The 11,538-nt window shown below is 73.1% G+C and carries 11 protein-coding genes; 8 read left to right on the top strand and 3 right to left on the bottom strand.

Translation table 11 applies throughout. The features are described from left to right. The 6 genes from IEY55_RS30820 to IEY55_RS30795 form a co-directional block, all read left to right on the top strand. On the top strand, positions 1 to 2,172 hold a 2,172-nt coding region (locus IEY55_RS30820), incomplete at its 5' end, for a hypothetical protein (RefSeq protein ID WP_229686926.1). 107 nt (positions 2,173 to 2,279) lie between these two features. Next, positions 2,280 to 2,792 carry a hypothetical protein gene (locus IEY55_RS30815; protein ID WP_189062114.1) on the top strand — a complete coding sequence of 171 codons (513 nt, stop codon included), beginning with the start codon at positions 2,280 to 2,282 and terminating at the stop codon, positions 2,790 to 2,792. 399 nt (positions 2,793 to 3,191) lie between these two features. Then, complete coding sequence (locus IEY55_RS30810) at positions 3,192 to 3,386, top strand: hypothetical protein (protein ID WP_189062113.1); 195 nt, start codon at positions 3,192 to 3,194, stop codon at positions 3,384 to 3,386. Between the two features lie 126 nt (positions 3,387 to 3,512). Beyond that, positions 3,513 to 3,776: a hypothetical protein gene (locus IEY55_RS30805; protein WP_229686925.1), complete on the top strand. Its 264-nt coding sequence runs from the start codon at positions 3,513 to 3,515 to the stop codon at positions 3,774 to 3,776. Positions 3,777 to 4,197: 421 nt separating this feature from the next. Beyond that, positions 4,198 to 4,572, top strand: a complete 375-nt coding sequence (locus IEY55_RS30800; RefSeq protein WP_189062111.1) for a hypothetical protein — start codon at positions 4,198 to 4,200, stop codon at positions 4,570 to 4,572. Positions 4,573 to 4,693: 121 nt separating this feature from the next. After that, positions 4,694 to 5,050: a hypothetical protein gene (locus tag IEY55_RS30795; RefSeq protein ID WP_189062110.1), complete on the top strand. Its 357-nt coding sequence runs from the start codon at positions 4,694 to 4,696 to the stop codon at positions 5,048 to 5,050. 94 nt (positions 5,051 to 5,144) lie between these two features. Here IEY55_RS30795 and mobF read toward each other — a convergent pair whose 3' ends face one another. Further along, positions 5,145 to 9,395, bottom strand: a complete 4,251-nt coding sequence (gene mobF / locus IEY55_RS30790; protein ID WP_189062109.1) for a MobF family relaxase — start codon at positions 9,393 to 9,395, stop codon at positions 5,145 to 5,147. A 442-nt stretch (positions 9,396 to 9,837) separates the two neighbouring features. Here mobF and IEY55_RS30785 point away from each other — a divergent pair, with 442 nt between their 5' ends. Next, positions 9,838 to 10,107, top strand: coding sequence for a hypothetical protein (locus tag IEY55_RS30785; RefSeq protein ID WP_189062108.1), 270 nt, complete (start codon positions 9,838 to 9,840; stop codon positions 10,105 to 10,107). 4 nt (positions 10,108 to 10,111) lie between these two features. Here IEY55_RS30785 and IEY55_RS32715 read toward each other — a convergent pair whose 3' ends face one another. Then, positions 10,112 to 10,240 (bottom strand): hypothetical protein, encoded by a 129-nt coding sequence (locus IEY55_RS32715; RefSeq protein WP_268239378.1) that lies wholly within the window; start codon positions 10,238 to 10,240, stop codon positions 10,112 to 10,114. Between the two features lie 228 nt (positions 10,241 to 10,468). Next, positions 10,469 to 10,843 carry a hypothetical protein gene (locus IEY55_RS30780; RefSeq protein ID WP_189062107.1) on the bottom strand — a complete coding sequence of 125 codons (375 nt, stop codon included), beginning with the start codon at positions 10,841 to 10,843 and terminating at the stop codon, positions 10,469 to 10,471. Between the two features lie 389 nt (positions 10,844 to 11,232). On the opposite strand from IEY55_RS30780, the gene IEY55_RS30775 reads away from it, so the two are divergent. Further along, positions 11,233 to 11,538, top strand: a 306-nt coding sequence (locus IEY55_RS30775) for a ParA family protein (protein WP_189062106.1), incomplete at its 3' end; no start/stop codon positions are given.

Below are 11,538 nucleotides of genomic sequence, written 5' to 3'. Positions count from 1 at the left end.
GTGGCGGACATGGTGGCCCGGTTGCGGGCCCGGGGGGAGCAGCCCCCGTCATGGCAGCCGGCCCACCCACCGACGCCGTCGACGCGGGTGGAGCAGATGGAGGCCGCCGACCCGGATGCGCCCACGGTGGACGGCGAGATCGAGGGCCAGAGCCCGGAGTCCGCCACTCCGGAAGTCACGGACTCCGGGAGTTCGGCGGGTAGCGACGTGGTCGCCACGGTTCGCACGGGCGTGTTGGAGCGGGCCCGCCCGTTGCGTGGGGTGCTGGACCTGGCGGCCGATGTGCGGCGGCGCCCCGACTGGTGGGCCCGGCACGCGGCCCAGGTCAGCGCCGCGCAGGGGATCAGGGGAGTGCGCAGGATGTGGGACTGGACGTTGCAGGGGGTGGCGGTGCTGCCGGCGCTGGTGTGGCGGGGGCTGACCTGCCCGGAGTTGACCGCCGAGCTGGCGCGCACGGAGAACGAGCAGACCCGGGAGCGGATCCGCAGCCGCCGCTCCACCCTCCGTTCGGTCACGGCCACCGTGACCCTGGCCGGCGGGGGCACGGGCGGCTGGTACGGCTACCACCTGTGGGAGACGCACGGCCTGTGGCTGGTGGCGCATCCGGCGCCGTGGCTGCTGGTCGGCGGTCTCACCGCGCTGGGTGCGGTGGTGTCCCGGGTGCGGGGCACGGGCGGCACCGCGGCGCCGGCCGGTGTCAGCGAGCACATGCCCCGTGGCGACATCGCCGCGGCCGTGGCGGCGGCCCTGTCGGCGATCAAGGTTCCGGATGGGGGCGTGGCCGGTGCCCCGATGGTGCGTAGCTGGGGCGTGGAGGTCGCGGTGCGGGCCCGCAAGCTCACCACCGACCACCGGGAGCAGCTGCAGGCCGCGTTGGTGCCGGCCGGTGGCGTCATGCGGGTCATCCAGCACCCCTCCGATCCCGGCAACGTGTACCGGCTGCAGCTGTTCACCAAGGCCCCGCTGGCGGAGTCGGTCACGGTGTCGGTCGGCCGGCCCGGCTCGGCCCAGCTCACCCACCGCCCGGTGGTGGCCACCACGGCCTCCGGCGACGACCATCACGCCGCCACCGGCCGCAACATCCTGTTCGTCGGGCTCAACGGCTCCGGCAAGACCGGGTCCCTGGAGACCCTGATGGAAGGGGAGACCCGCTCTCCCCGGGTGCGGGCCTGGGTGATCGACCAGGGTGGATCACCGGCCTGGCGGGACTGGGCACCACTACTGGTGGACCACGCGATCCTGGAAACCCGCGACGGAGAGACGATCGAGCAGGCCCAGGCCCGCAACGCGCTGCGGGCGGAGCGGATCCTGCGCGGCCTGCGGGCGGCGATGATGACCCGCGTCGCCGAGCTGCGGGCCCGCAGCAAGAAGGAGTGGACCCCGGAGCTGGGGCTCACCGCGTGGCGGCTGTACGTGGATGAGGCCAACCAGTTCCCCGCCCGCCTGCTGGACGAGATCGCCGGGTTGGCGCAGATCGGCCGCAAGTACGGCTTCCGGGTGCGGGTGGCCGCCCAGCAGATCACCAGCGCCAAGGACATACCCCGGGGCCTGCTGTCGGAGCTGGACCACCGCTACGTGCACGCGGCCACCACCGAGACCGTGGACCAGGTGGTGCGCAAGCACCTGCGCGGCACCTACAGCCCCGACCAGTTCGACGTGGAGAACGGGCAGGACGCCGGCAAGGCCCTTCACGTGCCCTCCGGCGAGCTGGTGCGGTTCCGCCAGTTACCCGACGACCGCGACGCGGTGCGCCGGATAGCCGCCGAGCGGGCCCCCACCGTGGCCACGATCGAACCCGGCGCTTGGGCCGCCTACCAGCGCGAAACCCAGCCGCCCCCGCCGGCGCGGCACCCGACACCACCGCCTGCCGCGGAGAAGAACCCCCAGGGCGTGCCCCCGCTGGTGGCCGGCATCCACGCCGCCGTGCACGCCACCGACCGGGGCCAGGCCACCACCAAGGAGATCCGCGCCCACCTGGCCACGCTCGGGCTGGTGTTCGACGACGACACGTCGTTGTGGCGGGCCCTGGACGCGATCTCTTCGCGTCTGGCCGCGCTCCGCGCGTCCTGGGGCCGGGTCTACGTCACCGACGCCGAGGGCCGCCGTAACCGGTCCGGCCTGCGTGTCGAGCACGCCGACCACCTCCTGGCCGTTGCCCGCGGCCAGCAGTGAGCAGCCAGCCAGGGCCGTCGCTCGCAGCGGCACCGGCGGCATCCGCCAAGACGTTCCGCCGGGCCGGGGTCTCCACGAACCCATCCAGATCCGAGGAGAGGTCTCCAGTGTTCACCGCGAAGGCACCCCGTGAGGTCGTCGAGGAGTTGGCCGACTGGTGGGCCGACAGCGCCTACCACGAAGGCGGCCACTGCGTGGCCGCCGTGCAGCTCGGCCTCACCGTGACCGAGGTCGTGATGGGCTACCGGCGTGAGACGAAGTGGTTCGGCCCCGACCACTGGGGTGTGTCGGGACGCACGGGAATCCGCCACGGCGACAAGGCCACCGACGCGGTCTCGGCGGTCATCGCCGCCGCCGGCCCGGTGGCCGAGGCTGTCTGGCAGCACCGCAGTCAGGGCCTGCCCTTGCGCCGCTCGATCCGCACGTACTTGGAACAGGAGAAGGCGGACTTGGCGCTGCTGGACCGTCACCGCCGCGCCGCCCACCTGTCCCGGGACCGCGTCGTGGACCAGGCCCGCGACGTGGTCCAGCGTCATTGGCGCCGCATTGAGCACATCGCCGCCGAACTCATCGACCACGGTCGGCTGACCGGACGCCGTGTCCACCGCCTAGCCCACTGACGGCGACACGAGACCACCGCGGCTCCGACCGGTCGAGGTCGGGGCCGCGTGGCGCATCGGAACGGACAGTGGAGGGGACGCTCGCCGGGCATCGGCCAAACATCGGTCCTGACAGGGACCAGTCGGGCTCGTCGCACGGTCTGTCAGAGCCGGCCCCGACCTGCGGTGTGAGTCGCTGTCAGACCCGCCGGTAGGGCCCCGGTCTTCAGACGGCGGCCTGACGGAGGGGCTACCGGAGGGGCCAACGGAGCCCCGGCCCGGGCCCCGCCGTTCCGAGAAAAAGGGACGCGGCACACCCCGACCGGCGAAGCCACCGGGTTTGACCCCCGCCCGTCCCTACACGATCCCTACCCCGGGTGGTGTCACCTTGCGGTCCGGCCGAAACCGCACACTGGACTCATGACCGTTGTTGCCGGGGCGATCGCCTCCCTGACCTGCGGGTACGGCCTCGCCCTGGTACTCGTCCTCGTGCCGCGCGTGCTCCTGACGGCGCTCGCTGTTCTCGCCGGCCTGCTCGCCCTGTTCGCCCCGAACCCCGCCCTACGGGCCCAGGCCACCACCGTCCTCGCACTGCTGCGGTGGAAGCGGTGGTGACGTGCCGCGCCTCGTCGCTGAGCTGAACCGCGTCGGCCAGCCGGGTGGCCTCTTGGCGCGGCCGGCGGGTGGGGGCAGGCTGTCGGTTGTGGCCACGCGTCGGGCCCGGCCGCGGCGGTGCGCGGCGTGCCGGGCGGTGTTGCCCCGCGACGCCGGTTCTGCTCGCCCGCGTGCGTGGCCCGCGCCTACCGGGCCCGGCAACGCCAGCACAACGTCGTGACCCTGCTGCGGACGGTGGGCGGGGTGACCTGCCCGGGCTGTGGGTGGGCCATCTACCCCGGCGGCCGGTACCTGCGCTCCGATGCCCGGTACTGCTCGCCGACCTGCCGCAAGCGGGCCTGGCGGGCGCGGCGGCGGGCCGCCCACGACGGGGGTGACCATGACGGGTAACCGTCCCGATGCCACGCCTGTCGTCATGGTCACCACGGGGGTGGCCGGAGCGCCCACCGGGCGCGTCAGCGCAGGTCAACGGGGATGCCGAGCCGAGACGCGAGCACGGGAACGGGCCACGTTGGCCCTAGCCGACTCGACGGGCTCGGGTTCCGGGCCGGGCCCCGCTGCTCCCAGAGCTCCGGCACGGGGCAAAGTAGCGGGCGTGTCGTCGTCGCGTGTCGCGGCCCGAGCTGCGGAAACGTGCTCGCCGGGTGCGTCGGGGTTCCGGCTCCCGACGCTGCCCCGGGGCGCAAGGTAGGAACACGGGCTGGGCTGCTGCCACACTCGATGCCGTGACCGCCAGCCGCGAGGAGCTCCACCGCCTGGTGGACGAGCTGCCCGAGGACCACCTGGCCCGCGCCGACGCTACGGTCGCGCGGTGACCCCCGATGCCTCCGGCTCCATCGACCACGTCGCCGTACCGGGCGATCCGCTGTGTGCGCTGCTGGCCGCCCCGTCGCCGGAGCACAGCCTGGAGCTGCTGCCCGCGGCGGTGCGCCGGGCCGCCGAGCTGGCCGAGCGGCTGCGGGCGGCCGTCCGGCTCCGGCGCCGTTCGACCGATCCCCTGCTGGTTGAGCTGGTCGCCGCGATGGACTCGGCCGCCGTGGCCCACGAGCGTTTCGTGGCCACCTGGTCGGACACCACCGCGCTCAGCGGCTTCACTCAGGAGATGTTGGAGGCCGACGTGTGCACCCTGACGGACACGTGGGCCTCCGTGATCGGGGTCGTGGTCGACGCCCAGGACACTGCCTGATCAGGCGTGAGCAGCGGAACAGGATTCCCCCGCAAGGCCCGATCCCGGCCCGCCCACGCTTGCCACCGCCCGTCTCCCGGACGGCAGTTTTAAAACTGCCGTCCGGGAGACGGGCGGTGGCATGGAGAAGGGGACCGCTGTGCCGGAGTGGACCAGCCTGGACGAGCAGCTGCGGGCGCTGCGCCAAGCCCAAGCCGCGGAGCAGCCGATCCCGGCGGGACGGCTGCTGGGCCTGCCGGAGCTACCCGACGGGGACGTGTGGGTAGATGCGGCCGGAGCCTCGGCGGTGACCCGGTGCGCGCCCAAGACCATCAGCGGGTGGCTGGCGCGGCGGAACCCGGCCGACAACCCGTTCCCCAAGCCAGTGCGCCTGCTGTACCGCAACTACTGGCCGCTGTCGGTGCTCACCGCCTGGCAGGCCCGGGAGCGGGAGCTGGACGGCACCCCGGCCCGGCGCCGGGGGCGCCCCCTGCTCTGACACGTCGACCCGCGGTGCTCGAGCACGGCCTGGCCCTCGTTCACCTCGGCCCGAGACCGCCGGCCACCAGCACACATCTCACGAGCAAACCGGGCTATCGGCCGAGTCCGAGGTCGGGGCCGTGTCGGTAGTGCTCGCGGTGGTGGTAGTCGTACTCGTGGCCGAGGCCGTGTTCGTGTTCGCGCTGCTGTTGTTGGCGTTGGTGGGCGAGTTGTTCGGCCCGGTGCCGCAACTGTTCGATGGCATACGAGTTGCGCACGGTGCGTTCCAGCCGGGCCGCGTCGGGTTCGAGGCCGGCGCGGTGGGTCTGTTCGGCGGTGAGGGTGGCGCGGTCCTGGCGGGCTTTCTCACCGGCGGCGGCCTGGTGGGTGATCTCGCGGCGGAGCCGGTCCAGCTCGGCGTGGTCGTGCCTGTGGGCTTGGTCGAGGTCGCGTTCCCGGGTGTGCTCGGCGCGTTCGGCGGTGGGGATGTGGGTGCGCCACCGTTCCGGCCCGTCGAGCCGTTGTTGGTACTGGCCGAAGCGGGTGGCGATGAGCTGGGCCTGGTCCTGGGCCCAGCGGCTGTCCTCGGCCAGCGTTTGCGCGGCGCGTTCGTGGTCGCGGCGTTGGCCGGGCTTGTACCAGGGGGTGGTTTCGGCCCGGTGCCGTTCGCTGGCGGCGGCACCGGCGGCCCGGGACGCCCGGGTCACCACGGCCTGCCATTCCTTCTCCAGGGCCTCGGCCTGGCGTTGCAGCTCCGCCTTGCCCCGCAGCTCGGCCATCGTCTGGTGTAGGGCCTGCACGCGCGGGCCCGCCCCGGCGGCCACCTGCGGCTCGCGTTCGGCGAGTGTCTCGGCCGCCTGGGCGTGGGCGGTGGCGGCGCGGCGCTCGGCGGTGTGGGTGGCCTCGATCTTCGTGGTGAGTTCGGCGTCGGACAGCAGGCCGCCGGGGCGGTTCTTGAGGTCGGCGAGCACCTGCTCCCGCTGCCGTTCGCGCTCCTGTTTCGCCGCCGCGGCCTGGCGCCGTTCGTCGGTGCCGGCCCGCTCCTGGGCCGCGGCGGCGCGCTGTGCCTCGTCGGCCTCCCGCCGCCAGGCGCGCATCCGGGCCCAGGTGGCGTCCAGGTCGGCCGGGTCCAACCGGGCGCGGTTCTGCCTGGCCTGCTGGTGGTGCTCGTCGGCGGCAGCTTGTTCGCGCTGCCGAGTCTCCTCGCGCTGGTGTTCGCGTTCGGCGGCCAGGTCCTCGGCGGCCGGGGCCTGGCCGAGGTCGACGGAGACGGGCCGGTCGTTGGCGGTCTCGGCGGTGGCCTCGGCCCGGCTGGCGAGGGCGTCGATGCACCGGTCCCGCAACTCGGCCTCGCTGCGGGGGTCGCCGTGGACGAGCTGCTCCCGGTCGGTCTCCAACTCCTCGCGGTTGGCGAACAGGAGGGTTTCGCCCTTGTCCCGGGAGGCGGCGACGTAGAGGGCGGGCATGTCCAGGCCCGGTGTCCACACCAACACGGTGCCGTGGTTGGCGTGCCCGTCCGGGCGGGTCCAGGTGCCGTCGGTGCCGCCGACGGTCAGGCCCTCGGCCTTGTGCGCGGTCAGGCAGTAGCCCAGTGACAGGCCCTCGCGGGCGAGGTAGTCGTGCGAGAGCACCGCGGTGCGTTCCGCGTCGGGCCCGGACTGGCCGGGTTGGTGCCAGACGACGCGCACCCCGTCGGGTTCCAGCGCGGTGACCACGCCCCGGTAGCCGTTGAGCACCGCGTCACCGGTGGTCTCGGCCTCGTGGCGGTCGTTGCGGCGGATGAGTACCTGGTCGCCGACGTGCACGGTCAGCTGGCCGTGGGGCAGCGTGAGGGTGCGGGAGGGGCCGAGTTCGCCGCGGTGGGCGCGCACCGTCTGGATCGCCTCGTTGATGCGGCGTACCTGCTCGTTGGTGCCGGCCACGGCCAGCAGGCCCTTGATTTGGGTGTGTGGGTCGGGCACGCCCTGGCGTGCCTGCAGCCAGGTGTCGACGAGCCGGGCCAACCCTTGGTCGGTGGTCTCGGTGGCCACCAGGCCACCGGCGGCCGCCCAGCCGCGTAGCGCCTGGTGGTAGTTCCCGGCGCGGAAGTCCGCCAGGGCCGCCCGCTCGTGCTCGGCGCGCTGCCGCCGGTTCTCGGTCAGGCGCGGCCCGTCCAGGGCGGTGTGCAGGTAGCCGAACATCGAGCCGACACCGACACCGCGGAGCTGCTGGGCGTCGCCGACCTCCACGATTTTCGTGCCGGTGCGCATCGCTTCGGCGTACAACCGGGCCCGGTCCCGGTCGTTGGTCAGGTTCGCCTCGTCCAACACCACCACGTCGACACCGGACAGGCCCTGGCCGGTGTCGATCCGCGTGAGGATCTGGGCCACGGTGCGGGAACCGATCCCGGACTCGGCCTCCAGGTTCTGGCTGGCCACCGCGGCGGTCGCCGCACCCAGCACGGTGTGGCCCTCGGCCTCCCACGCCACCCGCGCCACGGCCATCAGCGTGGTCTTGCCGGTGCCCGGCTGCCCTTCGAGTGCTTCGATGGCGCGGCCGCCGGTGACCAGGGCACGCAACGCGGTGCGCTGCTCCACACTCAGCGGGAACCCCAACTCGGCTTCCGCGACGGCCACCGCCAGGCCCAGCTTCTCCTCGCTGACCACGGCCCGCTGCTGCTCGGGCCGGGACCGTTCGACAGCGGTGAGGATGTGCTGCTCGAGTTTCGGGACGTCGGCGGTGGTGTAGAGCTGGCCGTCGACCATCTGGTGCGCCCCGGCAAGGACGACATGGCGGCCGTGCCCACCGACCAGCTCGGTCTCGGCGCCGCCCGGGAGGGCGAGGAAATGCGGATGCTGCAGGACGGTGTCGACGAGTTCGCCGACCTCCTCCACCGACGCACCCAGCGGCAGCCCGTCCGCCACCGCGGCCACCACGTCGAGCTTGCTGAACCGGCGGGCGTGCGCGGTCAACCCCGTCTTCTCGTCGACCAGGTGTGCCACCAGGTCGTCCAGGCCGATGCCGAACCGGGCCTCCATCACCGCGTTCACATCAGGGCCGGCGGTGGTGTGGCCGGCGCGGTAGGCCGCGAAGACCTCGCCCATCATCTGGTCCGGGTCCAGGCCCGCCGCGGCGGCTTCGGTGCGCCACAGCTCCCGCAAGGTGGTGTCCGCCGCGGCGGTGGTGTGCTTCTTGGGTGAGGGACGCGCGAGGACTCGTGCGTTGCGGGCGGAGACGTCGCGGCTGGTGTAGCCGAGTTCGGCGAGCGCCTCGGTCACCTCGGCGTTGCGCTTGGAGAACTGGCGGATCGCCGCATCCGGTACATGCGCCAGTTCCCACCAGCCGGCCTCGCTGCGGCGGTAGGTGATGCCGTACTCCCGATAGAGCGTCTGCCGGATCTGGGCCTGGGTGACCCGGTCGATCGCCGCGGTGTGCCGCATCAAATCCCGGCCACCCGAGGCGACGGTCAGCCACTCGCCGTCCACCGCGCTGCGCGCCATCGAGCTGATGGTGATGTGCACGTGCCAGTGCGGATCACCCACCACCCGACCACCCACGGGGCGGGCGGTGCGGTGCGTCATCACCCACCCCGACAAGCCCGTGGACGCCTCGTGGCGTGCGGTCTGCCCGTCACCGTGATGCCCACGCTTGACGTACCCGGCGCGCTCCTCCACCCACCTGAAGGTGCGCTCCACCGCGGCCGCGTACATCTCCTCCACGCGATCGGCCACATCTGGCGGCGCGAACGCCAACAGCAGGCTGTAGGACTTGGGCACCGTGATGTTGAGGTCGTAACCCACGATCCCGACCGACACACGACGCGGTGTGCCGTCGTCATGCGTGAGGTTCCGCGTCGCGGTGCGCACCTCCCGCGCGCCCCACACCGCGTCCGGATCCAGCCCGGCCGCCCGCGCCAACTCCACCGCGTGGTCCGCCCGCCGGTACGCCGCCTCACCCTTCTTGTGCACCGCACGCACCGCGCTCGCGTAGTCCTTGCGCGCCGTCGAGTCGTTGGCGAACACCGCGGCCGCCTCCGGTAACCCGCGCTCGGCCGCGGCCCGTTCCACCGCCGAGACGAGTGCGGACAGCGGCAGCTTCGCGTCCTCCGGCACGGCCACCTTCGGCGCCACCAACTGCTCACCGGTGTAGGGATGCGCACCGGCCATCAGTCGCCGCGCCAGGTCGTGCTGCTCCGCGGTGAGCTCCGAACCGGGTTCGATGCCGAACTCGGCCAGGCCCGCACCGATCCACACCAGCGGCCGCTCGCGCACGTCGGTGCGGTAGGCGAACTGCTTCTCCGCGGCGCCGCACCCGTGCTGAACCAGGCCCAGCCGATAGTCAATCTGCTCGGCACTGCCACCGTAGATCGGCGTCACATACGTCACCGCGGACCACCCCCGCCGCGGGCCTCCCCACCCGCCAACAAGATCACCAACACCCCGCGTATCGCGAAGCGATACCTCCCCGGTATGGGTGATAGATCGAGGGGGAAAGTTTCGACGCAAGACACTTGCGCTGTCAAGCGGTTTCCGGGATTCCGCTGTTGCCACACGAGACAGGCCAACGAGGACGGCAGGACAAGGGGTGGCGTCATTCGCGGCGAGGGGGTCGGCAGCGGTCGCCGACGCAGTCCGCGCCGAGCACACGTCCGCCGATTCCGCCGGGTAGGTCCGAACAGCTCGCCGTCCACCTGTCCGGACGTAGTTGGCGGACCGCAGGTCAGCCGCCCGCCCCTCCGCCAGGTTCGAGCGGAACAGACAAATGGGCCGGGCGAGTGTCGGTGATGGCCGGGATCATCGGGCGGTCGTCGGCAAAGGGGGGAGCGCGGTGGCGTCCGTGGGGGATTGGGTGCGGCTGGCCCGGGACGTGGGTGGGGCCCCGGCGGGTGCGCGGGGACGGGTGACGTCCACCGGGTTCTTCGGGGACGTCGACCTGGAGTTGGAGGACGGGCGCCGGCTGACCGGGGTGCCCTCGGATGCGGTCGCGTCCGCAGGCGACTCCGGCGAGGAGGGTGGTACCGGGTGCGTCGTGCTCGGGCTGGTGCTGCTGGGCACCGCCGTCACGGCGGCGGCCACCTGGTGGGGCGGGAACGTCTGACGGGTTAGAACCGCAGCCCGCCTTGGATGTCGCCGGCTTGGATCACGGTGCCGCCCACGGTGCCGGTGACGACGTTGGAGGCGGTGGTCAGCCCCCGGCGCACCAACGCGACCACGGCCTGCTCCCGAGTCATTCCCTGGCCCCCGCCCACGCGATGCTGCACGGCATACCGGACTGATCGAGGGTCGCCGAGCCCGGCATTTAAACCGCGCCTGGCGTGTCGACGTCCAGGAGGTTCCGGGGTGAGGACGCGGGCACAGCACCGTCGCGCGTCCGCGCTGGTCAGTGGCCCATCGAGGGGTTCAACGACCACCAGGCCGTGACCGAGCCCGGTCACGTTGGGCTCGGCGGCTCCTCCGCTTTACCGGGAGCGGGCGCGGCGCCAGGACGCCATCACGACGACCTCGGCGCCGTCGAGGGTGAGCTGCCGAGTCACCCCGTGCCCCTGGTGTTCCTCGGTCGCGCCGGCCGGTGGGGTCTGGCAGCCGGGCCGCCGGCAGGTGACCGGCTCGGCCACCGCCCGAATGGTGGGGCCGTGGCACCAGCCGGCGTGGCAGGCCGGCACCACGTCGCCGGTCTCGGTCACCGCGCCCCGGTGGACGGTGCGGCCGGACCCGACCCGTAGCCCGGCACCGGCCCGGACGGCGTGCGCCAGGCGCTCCCGGAGGGCGGTCTCGCGCGTCGCGGCCAGCGACGCCGTGGGCAGCGCAGACACGGGCGCGGGGGAGGAGGACACGCGCCCCATGGTGGGGCCTCGGTGCCGGTGGGCACCAGGGCAGTCCCTCGAGCGCGTGCGCGCGTTTCTGGGTTGTACCGGTACATCTGGGTCCCGCAACTGGGCGGACGCCGCCGCACGAACCGCGGGGTTGGTGCTGGTCAGCCCCTCGCCGCTGGGGTGGTGGGGACCCGGGCCGCGGCAGTGGTGGCGGTTGAACCGGGGCCCGCCGGTCCACTCTCGATCCCACGGCAGGCCACGCTACGACGGCCACCGAGGGAGTTCCGGAGTCCGGGAGTGGGTAGGACACGCCGGGCACGGCCAGGGCCTGGTCGCCGAGGTGGTCGACCAGACTTCCGGAGTAGCGGACTCCGGCACTTCCGGAGTTCCGGATCTCGGGAGGTGGTGCGGTGCAACGGCGACGACGGAACCGGATTGCGGTCGGCAACCACAAGGGTGGCTCGGGTAAGACCACGACGGTGGTGCACCTGTCGGCTGCGTTGGCGGAGATGGGCAAGCGGGTGCTGGTGGTCGACCTGGATCCCCAGGCCAACGCCTCCCGGCGCCTCGGGGTGCCCTTCCGGACCGAACAGCCGGTGCCGACCACGGCGGAGGTGATCCGGGACGCCAGCCCCGGTGTCGCGGCCCAAGCGATCCGGCCGTGCGGCTGGGACGGCCCGTATACCGAGCTGATCTCGGTGATCCCCAGCCGGTTC

The sequence above is a fragment of the Longimycelium tulufanense genome (assembly GCF_014645795.1).
GTDB lineage: Bacteria > Actinomycetota > Actinomycetes > Mycobacteriales > Pseudonocardiaceae > Longimycelium > Longimycelium tulufanense.
This window is presented reverse-complemented; position numbering and strand designations above follow the sequence as displayed.

Coding starts and splice junctions, on each gene's coding strand:
- IEY55_RS30810 (WP_189062113.1), top strand. CDS start 3,192: ATGACCGTTGTTGCCGGGGCGATCGCCTCCCTGACCTGCGGGTACGGC.
- IEY55_RS30795 (WP_189062110.1), top strand. CDS start 4,694: ATGGAGAAGGGGACCGCTGTGCCGGAGTGGACCAGCCTGGACGAGCAG.
- IEY55_RS32715 (WP_268239378.1), bottom strand. CDS start 10,240: ATGACTCGGGAGCAGGCCGTGGTCGCGTTGGTGCGCCGGGGGCTGACC.